The organism is Vibrio sp. 10N.261.55.C5, assembly GCF_041470505.1.
In the GTDB taxonomy this organism is placed as follows: Bacteria; Pseudomonadota; Gammaproteobacteria; order Enterobacterales; family Vibrionaceae; genus Vibrio; species Vibrio crassostreae_C.
On sequence record NZ_JBFRMS010000031.1, the window covers coordinates 106,872 to 125,907 of the forward strand.

General features: G+C 44.4%; 18 protein-coding genes. 12 read left to right on the forward strand and 6 right to left on the reverse strand.

Translation table 11 applies throughout. From position 1 onward, the window contains the following. Positions 1 to 48: 48 nt before the first annotated feature. Positions 49 to 336, reverse strand: a complete 288-nt coding sequence (locus AB4263_RS12890; protein ID WP_017069390.1) for a hypothetical protein — start codon at positions 334 to 336, stop codon at positions 49 to 51. Between the two features lie 768 nt (positions 337 to 1,104). Here AB4263_RS12890 and AB4263_RS12895 point away from each other — a divergent pair. Then, positions 1,105 to 1,623 (forward strand): GNAT family N-acetyltransferase, encoded by a 519-nt coding sequence (locus AB4263_RS12895; RefSeq protein ID WP_017060749.1) that lies wholly within the window; start codon positions 1,105 to 1,107, stop codon positions 1,621 to 1,623. Here the strand turns inward: AB4263_RS12895 and AB4263_RS12900 are convergent. Together AB4263_RS12900 and AB4263_RS12905 are read right to left on the reverse strand one after the other, a co-directional pair. Then, a complete protein-coding gene (locus AB4263_RS12900) occupies positions 1,589 to 1,897 on the reverse strand; it encodes a DUF3301 domain-containing protein (RefSeq protein WP_017060748.1) in 309 nt (102 codons plus the stop codon). The genes AB4263_RS12895 and AB4263_RS12900 overlap by 35 nt on opposite strands. An 84-nt stretch (positions 1,898 to 1,981) precedes the next feature. Further along, a complete protein-coding gene (locus tag AB4263_RS12905; RefSeq protein ID WP_372098319.1) occupies positions 1,982 to 3,022 on the reverse strand; it encodes a DUF3549 family protein in 1,041 nt (346 codons plus the stop codon). 87 nt (positions 3,023 to 3,109) lie between these two features. On the opposite strand from AB4263_RS12905, the gene AB4263_RS12910 reads away from it, so the two are divergent. Both AB4263_RS12910 and truC read left to right on the forward strand, forming a co-directional pair. Then, the gene (locus AB4263_RS12910) at positions 3,110 to 3,424 is read left to right on the forward strand and encodes a YqcC family protein (RefSeq protein WP_017063358.1); all 315 of its coding nucleotides are present in this window, start codon (positions 3,110 to 3,112) and stop codon (positions 3,422 to 3,424) included. Next, a complete protein-coding gene (truC, locus tag AB4263_RS12915; RefSeq protein WP_372098320.1) occupies positions 3,424 to 4,173 on the forward strand; it encodes a tRNA pseudouridine(65) synthase TruC in 750 nt (249 codons plus the stop codon). Before AB4263_RS12910 ends, truC begins: the two co-directional genes overlap by 1 nt. Before the next feature lie 153 nt (positions 4,174 to 4,326). Here the strand turns inward: truC and AB4263_RS12920 are convergent, their stop codons facing one another. From AB4263_RS12920 to map, 3 genes are all read right to left on the reverse strand, one after another. Further along, positions 4,327 to 4,710 (reverse strand): DUF3461 family protein, encoded by a 384-nt coding sequence (locus tag AB4263_RS12920; RefSeq protein WP_004734354.1) that lies wholly within the window; start codon positions 4,708 to 4,710, stop codon positions 4,327 to 4,329. 181 nt (positions 4,711 to 4,891) lie between these two features. Continuing rightward, complete coding sequence (glnD, locus tag AB4263_RS12925; RefSeq protein ID WP_372098321.1) at positions 4,892 to 7,513, reverse strand: bifunctional uridylyltransferase/uridylyl-removing protein GlnD; 2,622 nt, start codon at positions 7,511 to 7,513, stop codon at positions 4,892 to 4,894. 137 nt (positions 7,514 to 7,650) lie between these two features. Beyond that, complete coding sequence (map, locus tag AB4263_RS12930) at positions 7,651 to 8,529, reverse strand: type I methionyl aminopeptidase (RefSeq protein ID WP_372098322.1); 879 nt, start codon at positions 8,527 to 8,529, stop codon at positions 7,651 to 7,653. Positions 8,530 to 8,986: 457 nt separating this feature from the next. Between map and rpsB the strand changes: the two genes are divergently transcribed. The 9 genes from rpsB (at position 8,987) to bamA (ending at position 19,023) form a co-directional block, all read left to right on the forward strand. Further along, on the forward strand, positions 8,987 to 9,718 hold the full coding sequence (gene rpsB / locus AB4263_RS12935; RefSeq protein ID WP_009847420.1) for a 30S ribosomal protein S2: 732 nt from the start codon (positions 8,987 to 8,989) through the stop codon (positions 9,716 to 9,718). 138 nt (positions 9,719 to 9,856) lie between these two features. Further along, on the forward strand, positions 9,857 to 10,702 hold the full coding sequence (gene tsf / locus AB4263_RS12940; RefSeq protein WP_010436487.1) for a translation elongation factor Ts: 846 nt from the start codon (positions 9,857 to 9,859) through the stop codon (positions 10,700 to 10,702). Between the two features lie 155 nt (positions 10,703 to 10,857). Beyond that, positions 10,858 to 11,589 carry a UMP kinase gene (gene pyrH / locus AB4263_RS12945; RefSeq protein ID WP_017060742.1) on the forward strand — a complete coding sequence of 244 codons (732 nt, stop codon included), beginning with the start codon at positions 10,858 to 10,860 and terminating at the stop codon, positions 11,587 to 11,589. A gap of 98 nt (positions 11,590 to 11,687) precedes the next feature. Continuing rightward, entirely contained in the window at positions 11,688 to 12,245 is a 558-nt protein-coding gene (gene frr / locus AB4263_RS12950) for a ribosome recycling factor (protein WP_017060741.1), read from the forward strand. A gap of 98 nt (positions 12,246 to 12,343) precedes the next feature. Continuing rightward, positions 12,344 to 13,096, forward strand: coding sequence for an isoprenyl transferase (locus AB4263_RS12955; protein ID WP_017063364.1), 753 nt, complete (start codon positions 12,344 to 12,346; stop codon positions 13,094 to 13,096). Between the two features lie 15 nt (positions 13,097 to 13,111). Next, positions 13,112 to 13,954, forward strand: coding sequence for a phosphatidate cytidylyltransferase (locus tag AB4263_RS12960; protein ID WP_017063365.1), 843 nt, complete (start codon positions 13,112 to 13,114; stop codon positions 13,952 to 13,954). 51 nt (positions 13,955 to 14,005) lie between these two features. Next, positions 14,006 to 15,214, forward strand: a complete 1,209-nt coding sequence (gene ispC, locus AB4263_RS12965) for a 1-deoxy-D-xylulose-5-phosphate reductoisomerase (RefSeq protein ID WP_017060737.1) — start codon at positions 14,006 to 14,008, stop codon at positions 15,212 to 15,214. Beyond that, positions 15,211 to 16,569 (forward strand): sigma E protease regulator RseP, encoded by a 1,359-nt coding sequence (rseP, locus tag AB4263_RS12970; protein ID WP_017060736.1) that lies wholly within the window; start codon positions 15,211 to 15,213, stop codon positions 16,567 to 16,569. Before ispC ends, rseP begins: the two co-directional genes overlap by 4 nt. A gap of 48 nt (positions 16,570 to 16,617) precedes the next feature. Continuing rightward, a complete protein-coding gene (gene bamA, locus AB4263_RS12975; protein WP_017069384.1) occupies positions 16,618 to 19,023 on the forward strand; it encodes an outer membrane protein assembly factor BamA in 2,406 nt (801 codons plus the stop codon). The last annotated feature ends 13 nt before the right edge of the window (positions 19,024 to 19,036 follow it).

The window sequence follows — 19,036 nt, forward strand, 5'->3', positions numbered from 1 at the left end:
CTATTTCTCTGTTAGCTTATTTATCGGTCAACTTATTGCTCAGTTGCCTTATTGATCAGTTAGTTTAGCTTCAAGCATGGCAACGCGAGCAGTGAGTTCAAGGATTTGCTTTTCCAGTTGGCTAACACGATCAAGTGCTGGCTCTTCTTGTGTCGCGACTTCAACTTTAGGAACACGATTTGCGCTTTTCCAGCTCTTGATGGTCGTGATTAAAGCGGGCATCGGAACGGATGTGCTCATACGAGCCTTAACTAAAGCAACTGTCGGCTCTTTCCCTTGCGCTTGCAGTCCTTCAAGCACTGATTTCAACTCTTCAGAAACATCTTTTGTCAGCATGTTGATCTCCATTTTTAGTCTTTAGTCATTTTACTCGCTCTGGTGAATGATAGCGAATCATAAAACCGCCCATGGCTTGTGAGAGATCTCTTACAAAGATTGTGAGATAACACGAATACATCGCTAGAGAGATTGATGTGCACATGGTTAAGGTGTTGAATTTTAATTGTTTTATATAATTAACAACTTTCTTGAATTCAAAATGTGATGCAAATCTATTGTCCGAAATCCTAAATCGCGTAAATTAAACCTTGTCGGAAGGATTCTGACACGGAACAGGAAAGCACCAAGGATTTGGTTATCTTCAGGATGAAGATTTGGTTACTTAGGATTGAGTGATCAAGCATGGAGCGTAAGGACATTGTAGGGATACAGTCAGTTAACAGGAAGTTAGCTGCAACGGAATGACAATGGACACCTTTAGGATTAAAGGGTTGGATTAGCATCAGGACGATGTAAAGGACACCGCTCACGGAACAAGTGATGTGCGCTAACTAGGATTGTTAGCTTTCAGGATGATTGGACACCGCTAGGACGGCGAAGTAAAGGAAAGAGCTGAAGGATTACAGCCACTATTATGGATGATGCATGGAGCATTAATTAGTAGCCGGACTGCTGCGAGTAAGACCCTAGCCCTGACACTTCGGTGTCGGGGCTTTTCTTTTCCTAAGGCTTTTTCTCTATCTAGGGGCTCTCTTTAATTCAGGAGCTTTTATCTAAGCACGCGACATCTGCTTTTCTGCTAATGGTCAACACAAGGAGTGTTTTATGACGATAGCAACCTCAAGAACGCTGTTGGTACCTTATACCGAGCAGTTAGAACATGACTTTATCAAGTTGAATTGCTGCCCCATCAATCGTGCTGAAATGAACGGGCCGCATTCTATTGCCTCTGCAAAACACCTATTTCAAGAAATACTGAACGACAACGTTGGTTTTTGCCGAGCCATTATCCACAACCAAACCCGCGAATACCTCGGGCATTTGTTTGTTTCGTCTGAAGAAGGGAAGCATGAACTGGGATTTATTCTGGACAAGGAGTTTTGGAATCAAGGCCTTGCTAGTGAAGTGCTAAAACCTTTCTTTAGTTTGGTTTGTTTTGAAGAACACCTAACGAATGTTGTCGCGACCGTTAATGTTGGTCATAACCCATCAATTAAGTTACTTGAAAAGTTAGGCTTTGCATTTAAAGAGACCAAACAAGATCAGTTTGGCCCTTATCATGAATATAGTTATACCGCGTATTGCGACGTTACATTCTATGAGGCTGTAGCTCAAACCGCATAGAACGGAAGCCCACCATGGTCAGTTTCCCTTGGTACAGGTCATCACCTAACGCTGAAAACTCAAATTGATACACGGTGTGCCAGCGCCAAATGGTGGTGAGCTCATGGCGCATCTTAAGTTTATGACCACTAAAGGCAACACTTAATAGCTGTAAGTCGAGCTCTTTACATTTTCTCGCAATGGCAGCTTTCGCAAGCTCGGATTGCCTGCGCTGTTGCCAAAACAGAAAGCAAAAGAAGCACAGCATCAAAATAGCCAATAAGTTATCTATCATTTAATCCATACTTCCTTTTATCTCTCTATTCCGTTCGTGATTTGAGCTTTTTGTTATGAGCTACTGAGCTGTTCTGTCTGGTATCTATTGCGACTTAGCCGCTTGTTGTAATTCTACAAGTGCATTGGCGAGTTCTGGTGATGGGTTCGAGTTCAATAATGGTAAAAATACCATTCTCAGTGTCGGAATCATCACTAAATCTGCAAATAACTGATTGAACAAGTTTTGGTTGCCCGTTTGTGCGAGACGCAGCAAGAACTGCTCAGCAATCGCAGGATCTTGCAGTGCGTGCCAGCTGCGACCAGCCAAACCAATCAATACTTCTTGGTGGCTTAAGCGCGGGCTAGCCAGAACTTGGTTAATTACGGCGTTGGTTGTACTTTGCTCTGCGCCAGAAAGGGCACGTACCAGTGCTGACAGTAAGAACAGATCTGGCTCTTGACTGTTAATCTCATTCTCTGCCATTTCTTGTAAGCGTTGAGCGAGCTTGTCATTGATTTGCGTATGCTCAAGCGCCCCGAGAGTCGCGTATAGAGGTTCTGAAGGCAGCTTATTCAATGCTTTGCGAATCGCGACACCATTTTGTTGGCTGCCTAAACGAGCACACATATCAGTGATGCCTTGTAGGCCAACGGTTTTCCAGTTGTCCCAGCCTAGATCGCCTGTGAAGTAGTGTTGAGCGTGTTCGTAGTATTGGCTCGTTGCAAGGTCTAAACCTGCTCTTGCTTGGCTATGGAACACGGCCATTTTGTCTTCTGAAGGCTTGAAGGTATATGGGTTGTTTGACAGCTTTTGTTGTTGCTCTTCGCTGATCTCACCGTTCAAACGTGTGCCCATCGCTTCGATAACAAACTTAAGGAAATTGCCGACATCACCTTGATGTAATAGGCCTCTTTCGTCCAGTTTGAATTTTAGGAACCAGATCCAAGGTTGCTTGTGTTCGTTCCAGTAACTAATCGCTAAGTGAGCTTGTTTCTGAAGTGGAAATGGGTACGGCTGTTTCCCTTGCTCAACATCAGAGAATAAGGTGTTGTCGATCTTCTGAATACGGCGACCTAGGTCGTAGATATCGTATTGGCAACCGCTATTCTTTAGTAACTGAGTGAGCGTGTGAATCGTTTCCATAGTAATAAAGCTCCTAACTTTCTTTCCTAAATAGATGGTACTCTATGCCCCAATTTCAAGGTCACTAGATAAATAACTTGGTGAAAAATGACAGCAGCCACAAAGTTACCTCTTTTACTTCAACAATTAGAAGAACAAATGCGCCAATGTTCGCTATGGAGCACGCTTCCGCCTTCGGATGAAGCTCTGGCGAGCGTTGAACCTTTCGGGATTGATTCGTTACAACCGGAAGAGTGGTTGCAGTGGATCTTTATCGTTAAGATCAACGCAATGATGGATGCCCAAATGAGCCTACCGAAAGGCTTTGCTATCCATCCTTATTTTGGTGAAGTGTGGAAAAATGAGGCAGACAAAGTCGAACTGCTAGTGACAATTCAGAGCATTGATGAGGTATGTGCGTAATGTTAGAGATCATTTATCAAGATGAGTACTTTGTCGCGGTGAATAAGCCCGCTGGCATGCTAGTGCATCGTTCATGGTTGGATAAACACGAAACGCAATTTGTTATGCAGACATTGCGCGATCAAATTGGTCAGCATGTATTTCCATTACACCGCTTAGACAGACCGACATCGGGTGTGTTGGTGTTTGCGTTGTCGAGTGAGGTTGCTTCACAGGTGATGCCAATGTTCGCTAATCATGAGATGCAAAAAACCTATCATGCGATTGTCCGTGGTTGGATAGAAGAGGGCGATACGCTCGATTATGCACTTAAGGTTGAGCTGGATAAGATCGCAGATAAGTTCGCGAAAGAAGGCAAAGAAGCGCAAGAGGCAGTGACAGTCTATGAACCGCTAGCAAAAGTAGAAGTGCCATATTCAACAGGACGCTTTCCTACGAGCCGCTACTGCTTGGTTGAGATGATGCCAAAGACAGGTCGCAAACATCAGCTGCGTCGTCACATGGCTCATCTAAGACATCCGATTGTCGGTGATACTTCACATGGTGATGGTAAGCACAATCGACTGTTCCGTGATGATTTAGATTCGCATCGTTTGTTGTTGCACGCTTCTGAGCTTCGCTTTATCCATCCTTTCACAAAAGAAGAGTTGGTGATGAAGGCCAACCTTGATGAAACTTGGCTAAGGTTGTTTGAAACCTTTGAGTGGGATACTAACTTAATCGATGCTCAAACTTGCTTGTCTAAGTAAGTCTCGCGTGTTTAGGCAATCTCCAGTCTAAGTGAATAGAGAAAATAGAATAAAAAACAAAGGGCTGATAGTGATATCAGCCCTTTTTGTATCTGTATAACCTTAACGGCATAACTAATGTTGGTTAGTTAACAGTAATAGTTAGTCGCGGGATCATTTTAGCTTTTCTAGATCAGCTTCGATCTCAGCGATCTTGCTTGATACCACTTTCTCTAGATGGCGTAAGTCGGTAAGGATCTTCTGCTTCACATCCACCTCAGCCGTTGGCGTCGGTTTGGTGATTTTGTTGAGTTCATCAATCACAAGAGTGAGGTTGCGGTTAATCTCTGTCACTTCTTTGTATTGATTATTGCCACCGCTAACAAGCACACTTTTTACTTGTCGTGGGTACTTAAATTTAACGCTTTTCGCGAACAGTTCCCCTTTCTGCTTACGAAAGTAAATCTTCAGGATATCTTTGTGCGCTTCTTGGCGAAGGGAGTAACGTTCAATCTGTTTAGGTTCGTGGATACCTAAGCCAGTGAGGTTTGGATACATAAGCGACCTCTAGGTTATGAATGTAATACTTTTATGTAATTGACTTGATCAATGTAGCAGCCTAACGACGAGCTAGATAGTTGATATCTGTGAATTGATTGTAAGTTGTGGGCAAGATCGCTCTCTATCTTTGCCCACACTTATTTGGTTATTAAACCTGTTTTTAGACTGAATTCGCTTTCTAAGGTGCGAGTTCAGAAACGTGCTCGGTTAATCGTTCTCTTAGTGCCTGTTCTTGTTCTTCAGACAGCCTTCCTCCCGCTTCACTGGTCAGAATAAACAGATCCTCTGCTCGCTCACCTATGGTGGTGATTTTGGCACCGTGCAAGTTGATGTCTAGCTCCGCAAAGGTTGCACCGACTTGAGCCAATAACCCCGGCGTATCAAGAGCTCTTAACTCCATCAAGGTACGTTTCTTGCTCTTGGTTGGTAGGAACTCAACTAAGGTTTTGACCTTAAAGTGTTGCAAGTTACGTGGCGTGCGACGCGTCTTAATCTTAGTCGGGCGGCCATCAGTCAATACATGAGTCAGATGTTTAGCAACGGCTTTGTGTCTTGCTTCATCAATCGCTTCGCCGTGCTGGTCTAGTACGATAAAGGTATCCAAAACATGACCATCTTTGCTAACCATGACCTGCGCGTCATGAACGTTAAAGTTACGTCTGTCGAGTTCGGCAACCACGGTCGCAAACAGTGCTGCTTGGTCTTTACAATAAACGAACACTTCTGTGCCACCGCGCGTCGCTTTCCTACTGATCAGCACTAACGGTTGGCTTGGGTCTTCTAGGCGAAGTAAGTGCTCACAGTGCCAAGCGATTTGTTTATGTGTGTGACGCAAGAAATAATCGGCCTTAAAGCGTTGCCACAACACTTCAATCTCACGAGCGGTGAAGCCTTCTTTACGCAGCAGTGCTGATGCCATTTGTTGGTTGTGACGAATACGGTCTCTGACATCGACAGGGTTTTCCAAGCCGCGGCGCAGTGCTCGCTGCGTTGAGTGGAACAGCTCAGCTAACAGGGTTCGTTTCCAACTGTTCCATAGCTCAGGGTTAGTCGCACAGATATCGGCAACGGTTAAACAAACCAGTAGCTCGAGTGATTCTTCATCACGCACTTTTTTGGCGAATTCGGAGATCACATCTGGGTCGTAGATATCACGACGTTGAGCCGTTACTGACATCAATAGGTGATTTTGTACCAACCACGCGACTTGTTTGGCTTCAGGCTTCGATAGCCCGTGCTCAATACAGAAAGAGTAAGCCTCAACTGCACCTATCTCAGAGTGGTCTCCGCCGCGGCCTTTGCCGATGTCATGGAAGATAGCGGCAAGGATCAGCAACTCTTTCTTCTGTACTCGAGGATAGACTTCACAGCAGATAGGGTGCTTATCGTGGTTTTCGATTTGACCAAAGCGGTTGATGTGCTTGAGCAGGCGGATACTGTGCTCATCCACGGTGTAAACATGGAATAGGTCAAACTGCATCTGACCAACGATCTGGCTCCACTGCGGTAAGTACGCAGAGAGCACGCCCAATTTGTGCATTAAGCTAAAGGCTTTGTGCAGGGCATTAGGGTGGCGAACTAGATCCATGAACTTGTCACGAGCTTCAGGAATGGTATGCAGGAATCGGTTCAATCGACGGCGTGCCGTACGCAGTTGTCGCAATGTTGGTGGACTTACCCCTTCGATAGTCGAGTCATTGGCGATATGGATGAACATATCGAGAATGGTTTCTGGTCTTGCTTGGAATAGGGCAGGCTTGCGCGCTTCGATCAACGAACCTCGACGTTGGAAATCACTATCGAGAATTTCAGCGTCTTGGGTTTGACCGCCATTGATGATCGCTTGATCGAACAGCTTAAGCAGCATCTTATTCAGTTCAGCAACACGACGAAGGGTTCGGTAGAACTCTTTCATCATCATCTCAACACCACGGTTTCCTTCACCCGTATAACCCAGATGTTCAGCGACTTGAGCTTGATGCGCGAACGTTAAACGGTTGTCGTAACGGCGCAGTTCAATATGCAATGCAAAGCGAACACGCCATAAAAAATCTTGGCACTCAACGAGCTCACGATATTCAGCATCGGTCAGAAAGCCGTATTTGCTCATCTCTAACAAAGAGGTCGCGCCGAAGTGGCGACGCGCAACCCAGCTCAGGGTATGGATGTCTCTGAGCCCTCCCGGAGTCGATTTGATGTCCGGTTCTAAATTATAGGTGGTGTCGTGGTAGCGAGCATGACGCTCTCTCTGTTCTTGAATCTTGGCTTTGTAAAACGTCTCACTTGGCCAAAATGAATCGGAATGAATCTTCAGTTTTAGTTCTTGGAAAGTGTCTTCACTACCACATAACAATCGCGACTCTTGTAGGTTGGTCGCGACGGTTAAATCATCGGTGCCGATATCGAGACACTCAGTAATAGTTCGCACAGCATGGCCAACTTCGAGCTTTAAATCCCAAAGTAGAGTAATGAATTGACTGACCTTTTCACCAAGAGCTGGTGGTAGTGTTTTTTGCGAGACAATGAGAATATCAATGTCCGATAACGGGTGAAGTTCACCTCGACCATATCCACCCACTGCGACAAGGGAAATATGTGGCAGTTTATTAAAGCCTAAATGTTCCCATAATCGACTGAGAAGCAAATCCATGTATTTGGATCGCAATAGTACTAAATCAGTAACTGGATGATGATTTAGAAATTCATTTTTTTGATACTGCGTGAAGATTTCGAGCTGATTTTTTAATTCGCAGATTTCAATTTGTTCATCATTGAACGTAAGAGGGCATTGATAAGGCATAGTTTGCTATCCGTGCAAGCAAATGAGAATAGTAAACAATTTACCAGAAGCTGGTGGAAAATCGAAATTGAGCGGAAAAAAATATCCTCGACAATGCGAGGATATTTTTAAAAGGCCGATTCGTTCAGTTTAATGAACTAAGCGTTCTTCATGATACGTGGAATAGTATCATCGCTGCGCAGTGTTAGTACTTCACAACCAGTATCAGTTACAACCAGAGTGTGCTCCCATTGAGCCGAGTTCTTGCTGTCTGCTGTGTATACTGTCCAGCTATCTTCGTCATCAAGACGACAGCCAAACTTACCCGCGTTGATCATTGGCTCGATAGTGAAGCACATGCCTGCTTTTAGCACGGTGCGATCGCTGTTCTTGTAGTGAACTACTTGTGGATCTTCGTGGAATTCAGAACCAATGCCGTGACCACAGTAATCTTTAACAATAGAGAACTTAGCGCGTGGGTTGTTCTTGTTGTTTGTTTTGATGTACTTCTCGATAGCAGTACCGATTTGACCAAGTTGAACACCTGGCTTAACTTGGCGCATGCCTTCGTAAAGTGCTTCTTGAGCAACCATGCACAGACGTTTGTTTGCCGGTGATACTTCACCCACTAGGAACATCTTAGATGTGTCACCGTGGTAGCCTTGTGGACGAGTGCTTAGATCTGCATTTTCGTCATCAGGGATGATTACTGTGATATCAACGTTCAGGATGTCTCCATCTTTCAGTACAGCAGGTTTGAATTGACCAGTGCTGCCAGTCTCATCTTGTGATGCTGGAATACCGTGGCACACAATGTGATTGATAGACGTACAGATTGACTTAGGGAAACCGTGGTAATCAAGTGGTGCTGAGTATGCGCCTCTTTCTAGAGCATACTCGTGACAGATTTGGTTTAGCTCTTCTGTCGTGGTACCCACTTGAATGTGAGGTTCAATCATCTCTAGAATTTCAGAAGCCAGCTTGCCGGCGATGCGCATTTTTTCAATTTCTTCAGCAGTTTTAATTTTTACAGCCATTGCATATCTCTTAATTTGGTAGCACCTAAGTGTGCATATTGGGGCTATTCTATCAGTGCAGCAATTTAGCGCAACATTCCCATATCCGTACAATGCTGGTGGATACTGCTCAACCTGAATGAATAATGTTCGGTTTGTTGATACCGAAGCGATTGGAAAGGGACACTATTTATAGAGGAAATTCGCCTTTAGGGATCAGTATAGCAGTCGCCATTTTTAGATTTTTTTCTAGCCATAGATAGACAAAATATGGTATAAAGCGCGCCGGACATCAGGACTGTTTTCTCCAATTGGCGAAACTGACTTTGTGTCTACTAACTTATATCTTTAAATCACACACATTCCGACACATGTTCCGGGGTGCCTCAACAACACGAATAACGGCTGAAAAGTGGTTAGTTGTTAGGGGTCGGATTCATGGGGGATGTGGAGGCCTAACCCCATAGAGGATTTTAAAATGGCAACTGTATCAATGCGCGATATGCTTAAAGCTGGTGTTCACTTCGGTCACCAAACTCGTTACTGGAACCCAAAAATGAAGCCATTCATCTTTGGTGCTCGTAACAAAGTACATATCATCAACCTAGAAAAAACTGTACCAATGTTCAACGACGCTCTAGCTGAAATTGCTAAAGTTGGCGAGAAGAAAGGTAAAGTTCTTTTTGTTGGTACTAAGCGCGCTGCATCTGAAGCTGTTAAAGAAGCTGCTATCAACAGCAACCAGTTCTACGTTAACAACCGCTGGTTAGGCGGTATGCTAACGAACTACAAAACTGTTCGTCAGTCTATCAAGCGTCTGAAAGAACTTGAAGCGCAAGCTCAAGACGGTACTTTCGACAAGCTTACTAAGAAAGAAGCTCTAATGCGTACTCGTGAAATGGAGAAGCTAGAGAAATCTCTTGGTGGTATTAAGAACATGGGCGGCCTTCCAGACGCTCTATTCGTAATCGATGCTGATCACGAACACATCGCAGTTAAAGAAGCAAACAACCTAGGTATCCCAGTTTACGCTGTAGTTGATACTAACTCTAACCCAGACGGCGTTGACTTCGTTATCCCAGGTAACGATGATGCAATCCGTGCAGTACAGCTTTACCTAAACGCTGCTGCAGACGCGGTTAAAGAAGGTCGTAACAAAGATGTTGCTGCTGTAGCTGCTGAAAAAGACGGTTTTGTAGAAGCTGAATAATAGCGGCTCTGAGCCATATTTAGTTCATATTAAGCGGTCATAATCGGTGGCTTAACGGACTGAATACAGTCAATATCAGGGGCCAATTAATTAGGCCCCTGTTTTTTATCTTTTTTAGAATTTACTGAGGAATAGAGAATGGCAACTGTAACTGCAGCTCTAGTTAAAGAACTTCGTGAACGCACAGCTGCGGGCATGATGGAATGTAAAAAAGCACTTGTTGCTGCTGAAGGCGACATCGAGCTAGCAATTGAAAACATGCGTAAATCTGGCGCAGCGAAAGCAGCTAAAAAAGCTGGTAACGTTGCTGCTGAAGGCGCAATCATCATCAAAGAAGCAAACGGCGCAGCTGCTCTTCTTGAAGTTAACTGCCAAACTGATTTCGTAGCTAAAGATGCAGGTTTCCTTGCATTCGCTAACGAAGTTGCTGAAGTTGCTCTAGCAGAACGTCTAGAAATCGCTGCTCTTCAAGCTAAATTTGAAGAAGCGCGTATTGCACTAGTAACTAAGATCGGTGAAAACATCAACATCCGTCGCGTACAATTCGTTGAAGGTGTTGCACTAGCTTCTTACCGTCACGGCGAGAAAATCGGTGTTGTTGTTGCTGGTGAAGGCGAAGCTGAAACGCTTAAGCACGTTGCAATGCACGTTGCTGCATCACGTCCTGAGTTCCTAAACCCAGAAGACGTACCTGCAGACGTAGTTGAGAAAGAAAAAGCAGTTCAAGTTGAAATCGCTATGAACGAAGGCAAACCAGCTGAAATCGCAGAGAAAATGGTTGTTGGCCGTATGAAGAAATTCACGGGCGAAATCTCTCTAACTGGTCAAGCTTTCATCATGGAGCCTAAGCAAACTGTTGGCGCTATCCTGAAAGAGAAAGGCGCTTCAGTATCTGACTTCGTACGTCTAGAAGTTGGTGAAGGCATCGAGAAAGCGGCTGAAATGAGCTTCGCTGACGAAGTTGCTGCGGTACAAAAAGGTTAATCCTTAGCGTATTGTTTGAAAAAGACCGTGGCAAATGCTGCGGTCTTTTTATGAATAATGAATTATTTCCGACTTTTAGCTGTTATGAATGCAAACTGAGCTCTTCAGTTTTTATCCATGACTGTTAATCATCAACTCTTTGGAAGGTAAACTCCATGACTACGAACCCTAAACCAGTGTATCAACGTATTCTGTTAAAACTTAGCGGTGAAGCGCTACAAGGCGAAGAAGGTTTTGGTATTGACCCAACGATCCTTGATCGTATGGCTCAAGAAGTAAAAGAATTGGTTGAACTAGGCGTTCAAGTTGGTGTTGTTATCGGTGGCGGTAACTTGTTCCGTGGTGCTGGTCTTGCTGAAGCTGGCATGAACCGCGTTGTTGGTGACCACATGGGTATGCTTGCAACGGTAATGAACGGCCTTGCAATGCGTGACGCTCTTCACCGTGCTTACGTAAACGCACGTGTAATGTCTGCAATCCCTCTTAAAGGTGTGTGTGACGACTACAACTGGGCAGATGCAATCAGCCAACTACGTCAAGGTCGCGTTGTGATCTTCTCTGCTGGTACGGGTAACCCATTCTTCACTACGGATTCTGCTGCATGTCTACGTGGTATCGAAATCGAAGCTGACGTAGTTCTAAAAGCGACAAAAGTAGATGGTGTATTTACTTCTGACCCTGTAGCAAACCCAGACGCAGAGTTGTATGATACGTTGTCTTACAACACGGTTCTTGATAAAGAACTTAAAGTAATGGACTTGGCTGCATTTACGCTAGCACGTGATCACAAAATGCCAATCCGTGTATTTAACATGAATAAACCAGGCGCACTACGTCGCGTGGTTATGGGTGAAACTGAAGGTACATTAATCAGCGACGCTGACTAATTTTTCGGGCTTACTGAGGTGTTGTACCTTGGTAAGCTTATCCTTATCACTCCAAATAAAAAGCTTTCTTGAAGAAAGAACATAATCAAGGTGAAATTGTGATTAACGAAATCAAAAAAGACGCTCAAGAGCGCATGGTAAAAAGTGTTGATGCACTAAAAAACAGCCTGCAAAAGATTCGTACAGGCCGTGCGCACCCGAGCCTACTTTCTGGTCTTACTGTTGAGTACTACGGTGCTCCAACGCCTTTGACTCAAGTAGCTAACGTTATCGCTGAAGATGCACGTACACTAGCTATTACAGTGTTTGATAAAACACTGACTCCTCTAGTTGAAAAAGCAATCCTGACATCTGACCTAGGCCTAAACCCTATGTCTGCTGGTACGGTTATCCGTGTTCCACTTCCACCGCTAACGGAAGAGCGTCGTAAAGACCTAGTTAAAATCGTTCGTGGCGAAGCTGAAGGTGGCCGTGTTGCTATCCGTAACATCCGTCGTGACGCGAATGGCGATCTAAAAGCACTTCTTAAAGATAAAGAAATCTCTGAAGATGAAGATCGTAAAGCACAAGACGAAATTCAAAAGCTAACTGACGCTGCGGTTAAGAACGTAGACGAAGTTCTAGCTGTTAAAGAAAAAGAGTTGATGGAAGTTTAATTTTCCATATTCTTTTCTTTCCGGAAAAACGCTGTACTCACGGTGCAGCGTTTTTTTATGCTACTCTGTTCGACTATTAGAATTTGATTCACTCTTTTATGCATAATTCTCAAGCGTTCACAGACTCTCTTCCTAAACACATTGCTATCATTATGGATGGTAATGGTCGCTGGGCAAAAGCTCAGGGCAAGCCTCGCGTCTTTGGCCATAAAAACGGTGTTCAAGCCGTTCGTAAAACTATCTCTTCTGCAGCCAGACTTGGCATTAAAGCCGTTACTCTTTTTGCATTTAGTAGCGAAAACTGGCGTCGTCCTGAAGAAGAAGTCGGTATCTTGATGGAACTGTTTATTTCAGTGCTGTCGAGTGAAGTTAAAAAGCTTCATAAAAATAATCTACAACTTCGTGTTATTGGTGATAAAAGTCGTTTCAATGATCGACTACAAAAGAAGATAGAAGAAGCGGAAGCTTTGACTAGCACCAATACGGGTATGGTTATTAATATTGCAGCTAACTACGGCGGTAAGTGGGATATTCAGCAAGCAATGACCTCTATTGCTCAACAGGTAAAGTCTGGTGATATTAATGTAGATGACATTGATGAAGCTATGATTACACAGCACCTGACAATGGCAGATATTCCTGAAGTCGATCTACTTATCCGTACCAGTGGCGAATGCCGCATTAGTAATTTTATGCTTTGGCAGTTGGCTTACGCCGAAATGTATTTCACTGAACAATTCTGGCCAGACTTTAATGAAGACAGCTTAGTAGAAGCTGTGACTTGGTTTGTTAACCGTGAGCGTCGTTTTGGATGCACCGGTGAGCAAATTAAAGCTCTGATGGACAGTTAATAAGGATTTTTTGGTTTGAAACAACGAATTATTACGGCGTTGATTTTAGCTCCCCTAGTTATTCTAGGTATTTTCGAGTTATCACTTCCTACATTTATTCTTTCACTAGCGGTAATCTCGCTATTGGGTTTTTGGGAGTGGACTCAGTTTGTTGAAAGCAAATCACGTTATGTAGCGTTGATTCCAACGGTTGTGGTAAGTGCTGCAAGTTTTGCTTTTATCCCTTTTGATGCATTTAGCCTTAATAACTTGTCTACTGCTCACTACGCCATTCTAACGATTGGCTCGATTTGGTGGGTAATCGCGAGTGGCATGGCGGTGACTTATCCTAAGTCTATGCCTGCATGGAAAGACTCTTCTCTTCTTCGTCACGCCTTTGGTGTGCTGACTCTGCTGCCATTCTTCTGGAGTGTGGTTATCCTGCGTGCTAACGGTATCGATGCTGATCCTTACCACGGTGCTAAACTGGTGATGTTTGTTTGCTTGCTTGTTTGGGCTGCAGATAGCGGCGCATACTTTTCAGGAAAGAGTTTTGGTAAGCGTAAAATGGCACCAGCGGTAAGCCCTAATAAGACGATTGAAGGTCTTATCGGTGGCATTATTACTGCGGTGATCGTGGCTTGGATCTTTGCTGACTTGTTTGACATCCAATTCACAAGCCCACTTCACATGATTGTTATTACCCTTGTGACCGTTGTTATTTCTGTTCTAGGTGACCTTGTTGAAAGCATGTTTAAGCGTGTTTCTGGGGTGAAAGACAGCAGTAATCTGATTCCTGGTCATGGTGGTATACTAGATAGAATAGATAGCTTAACGGCTGCATTCCCTGTCTTTGCTCTGCTTTATTTAGCATTCTAATAAAAAAGGGCAGTGATTCTGCCCTTTATTACATTTCTACGGTCATATGTGATGCGAAATCTAACTATCCTTGGCGCTACCGGCTCAATTGGTGCAAGTACACTAAAAGTCGTTGAGCAAAACCCAGATCTCTATTCAGTGGTTGCACTGGCTGCAGGCTCGAATGTTGAAAAGATGCTGGCGTTAGTTGAAAAGTGGCAACCAAGCTATGTTGCTATGGCTTGCTCTGATGCAGCGTCTCAACTGACTGAAGTGTTGTCCGTGAGTTACCCTAACGTAAAAGTACTTTCAGGCACTGAAGGCATGTGTCAGGTTGCTTCTCTAGAGGAAGTGGACACGGTAATGGCCGCGATTGTTGGTGCCGCTGGTTTACTTCCTACTATGTCTGCGGTTAAAGCGGGCAAGCGTATCTTGCTTGCAAACAAAGAAGCTTTGGTGATGTCTGGGCAGTTGTTTATCGACGCCGTGGAAAAATACGGTGCAGAGCTGCTTCCTGTCGATAGCGAGCATAATGCTATTTTCCAATGCCTTCCGCAGAACGTACAAACTAACCTAGGCCGCTGTAACCTTGAAGAAAACGGCATTAACCATATTCTTCTGACTGGTTCTGGTGGTCCTTTCCGTTATACCGATGTGGCTGAACTCGAATCAGTGACTCCTGAACGCGCAATTGCACACCCTAACTGGTCTATGGGGCCTAAGATCTCTGTCGATTCTGCGACTATGATGAATAAAGGGCTAGAGTACATTGAAGCGAAATGGCTATTTAATGCTTCTCAGGAGCAGTTAAAGGTCATCATTCACCCGCAGTCTGTGATTCACTCGATGGTTCAGTACAAGGATGGCTCTGTGCTTGCTCAAATGGGCGAACCAGATATGGCAACGCCAATCGCTTTGACGATGTCTTACCCTAATCGTACCGAGGCGGGTGTTAAGCCTTTAGACTTTACTAAAGTGGGTGAGCTTACCTTCTTAGAACCAGATTTCAGTCGTTACCCGTGTTTGAGGTTAGCGATTGAAGCGTGCTACTTAGGTCAGCATGCGACAACAGCCATTAATGCAGCAAACGAGATCGCGGTCGATGCTTTCTTGAACAATCAGGTGAAGTTTACCGATATTGCTGTCATTAACGAACACGTTATGAGCAAAGTATGTGAACAACATAACTCTGAGGGTTTAGATAGCTTGGAAAGCCTTCTCGAGCTCGATAATATGTCTCGTCAAATAGCCATTCAATTTATTAAAGAGCAGCTAGCATGAGTGGAATTCTGTGGAACTTCGCATCTTTTATCGTAGCGCTTGGCATTCTGGTTGCTGTTCATGAGTTTGGACACTTCTGGGTCGCTCGTCGTTGTGGTGTGAAAGTTGAAAAATTCTCGATTGGTTTTGGTAAATCAATCTGGAGTAAAGTGGGCCGTGATGGTACTGAATACAGCTTGTCAGTGATTCCACTGGGCGGCTACGTTAAGATGCTCGATGGTCGTGTTGACGATCTTTCTGAAGATCAACAGCAATACGCTTTCGACAAGAAGCCGCTTTGGAAACGAACGGCGATTGTGGGTGCAGGCCCTGCATTCAACTTTATCTTTGCGGTGTTCGCGTATTGGTTAGTATTTTTGATTGGCGTACCCGCGGTTAAGCCCGTGATTGGTGAAGTCACTCCACAATCTATTGCTGCACAAGCCGGAATTGAAACTGGAATGGAACTTAAATCTATTTCAGGAATCAAAACCGCAGATTGGGAATCAGTCAATATGGGGTTGATATCGCACATTGGTGATCAATCCATGACAGTGACGGTTGCTTCTCAAGACGACATCGGCTTTGAGCAACAAATGACATTGGATATTTCAGACTGGTCGTTCAACCCAGAAACTGAATCTGCAATGACAACGCTGGGCTTTAGACCGTATTCTCCAGAGATATCGACCGTACTGGCTCAAATCATTGATGATGGCGCTGCATACGATGCAGGTCTTGAAGCTGGCGATAAAATTGTTGAGATTAACGGGCAACCTATTGAACAGTGGCAGTCGGTTGTTGAGTTAATTCGTGCTAATCCAATGACATCATTGGACTTGGTCGTATTGCGAAATGGTGCCGAGCAGTCATTGGTTATGACACCAAAAAGTCGAGAGCTTTCTGATGGTTCGACAATCGGCTATGCAGGTATTGCTCCGGAAGTCGCAGAATGGCCAGAAGATTATCGCTTTGAGTTACAATTTGGTGTAATTGAGTCTGTAGGAAAAGCATTTGATAAAACAGGTCAAATCATTGGATTGACACTGACAATGCTTAAGAAGCTCATCGTTGGTGATGTTGGCTTAAACAACTTGAGTGGCCCTATTTCAATCGCTAAAGGTGCAGGTACAACCGCCGATTATGGTCTGGTTTACTTCTTGGGCTTTTTGGCTCTGATTAGTGTTAACTTAGGGATTATTAATTTGGTTCCGCTGCCTATGCTTGATGGCGGACATTTGCTGTTTTTCGCTATTGAGGCCGTTACTCGTAAACCGGTACCTGAGAAAGTTCAGGAAATGGGATACAGAGTGGGAGGGGCAATCCTCTTCTCATTGATGGCTCTGGCAATATTTAACGATTTTACTCGTCTGTGAATGGTTTCTCACAGGCATTGGTAGTAGCAAGGAATAATTAGAATAAGTATGGCGATTAAGCAAATTCTGTTCGCAAGTCTATTGGCCACTAGTGTGGCTGCGAACGGAGCACAAAACTTTGTAGTTCAAGATATCAAGATCGAAGGTTTACAGCGTGTTGCACTTGGTGCAGCTCTACTGAAAATGCCAGTACGTATTGGCGATGAAGTGGATGAAAGCGATGTGTCTGAGATCATTCGTGCATTGTATGCTTCGGGCAACTTTGAGGACGTTAAAGTACTTCGTGATGAAGGTGTATTGATTGTTCAAGTTCAAGAACGACCGACCATCGCAAGCATCTCATTCTCTGGTAATAAAGCGATTAAAGAAGAACAGCTTCAGCAGAACCTAGATGCGTCTGGTGTTCGTGAAGGTGAAGCCCTTGACCGTACTACGCTGAGTAACATTGAAAAAGGCCTTGAAGATTTTTACTACAGTGTTGGTAAGTACAACGCGACAGTAAAAGCGGTTGTGACACCTCTGCCACGTAACCGTTCTGACCTTAAGTTTGTGTTTACTGAGGGCGTATCCGCTAAGATTCAGCAAATCAACTTTATCGGTAATGAAGTCTTCTCTGACTCTGAACTGCTTAGTCGTTTCAATCTGAATGTTGATGTTGCATGGTGGAATTTCCTTGCGGATGAAAAATACCAAAAGCAAGTATTAGCCGGTGATATCGAAGCGCTGAAATCTTACTACCTTGACCGTGGTTACCTTAAGTTTAAGGTTGACTCTACGCAGGTGGCGATCTCTCCAGACAAAAAAGGTGTTTACATCACGCTTGGCCTCGATGAAGGCGAAGCCTACACCGTTAAAGATGTCTCTTTCCGTGGTGAATTAATCGGTCGTGAGGCTGACTTCGAAGCGTTAGTGCCATTCGAAGACGGCGATACGTACAACGGTTCTTCGGTAACGTCTTTGGAAGAGAACGTAAAACGAATTCTTGGTGAATCTGGCTACGCGTACCCACAAGTTCGCACGATTCCTGAATTTGACGATGAGACCAAAGAAGTGTCGTTGGTTATCAATGTAGAAGCGGGCAGCCGTATCTATGTTCGTGATATTCGATTCACGGGTAACAACTCAACGAAAGACGAAGTACTGCGTCGTGAAATGCGTCAAATGGAAGGCAGCTGGCTTAACTCTAAGTCCATTGATACCGGTAAGAGCCGTCTTAACCGTTTAGGTTTCTTTGAAACGGTTGATGTACAAACAGTGCGTGTTCCTGGCAGTGAAGACCAAGTTGATTTGGTTTACAACGTTAAGGAAGCGAACTCAGGCAGTATCAACTTTGGTGTCGGCTACGGTACTGAATCTGGTGTGAGTTTCCAAGTTGGCCTGCAACAAGACAACTTTGCGGGCTCTGGTAACCGTGTTGGCGTAAGTGCCATGATGAACGATTACCAAAAAAACGTGAGCTTAGACTACCGTGACCCATACTGGAACCTGGATGGTGTGAGCTTAGGCGGTAAGATCTTCTACAACGAATTTGAAGCCTCTGAAGCGGGCATCGTCGACTATACCAACCAAAGTTATGGTACGAGCTTAACCTGGGGTTTCCCTATGGATGAGCTGAACCGCATTGAGTTCGGTGTTGGCTATACGCACAACAAGATCGGTAACGTACCGACTTATATCCAGGTTGAACAGTTTGCGAGAAGTATCGACCAATACGGTGATGAGCACATCTTAACTGATGACTTCGATATCAATATCTCTTGGACGCGTAACAACTTGAACCGTGGTTTCTTCCCAACAGAGGGTAACCACCAACGTGCTTTCGCTAAAATGACGGTACCAGGCTCTGATGCTCAGTACTTCAAAATGCAGTACGATGTAAAACATTACATCCCGCTGACCAAAAAGCATGAGTTCACACTATTGATGCGCGGCCGATTAGGCTATGGTAATGGTTATGGTCAAACAGATGGTAACGATAACTTGTTCCCATTCTACGAGAACTACTACGCAGGTGGTTTTACAACCCTACGTGGTTTTGGCTCTAACTCAGCTGGCCCGAAAGCCGTTTACGGCAGCAGCACAGGTAATAACCCAACTTATGATACCGCTACTGATGATTCAGTGGGTGGTAACGCGGTTGCCTTAGCAAGCTTAGAGTTAATTGTACCAACGCCGTTTGCTTCTGATGAAGCGCGCAGCCAAATTCGTACCAGTGTCTTCTTCGATATGGCAAGTGTGTGGGACACAGAGTTCGTAGACCGTGGCGCACCTAACAGTGGCGGCCAGTACTACTACGATTACTCTGATCCAACAAATTACCGTTCATCTTATGGTGCAGCCCTTCAATGGATGTCACCGATGGGCCCACTGGTTTTCTCTCTAGCGAAACCAATTAAAGTTTACGAAGGTGATGATGAGGAATTCTTCACATTCACCATTGGTAGAACTTTCTAATATTTAAAGGACA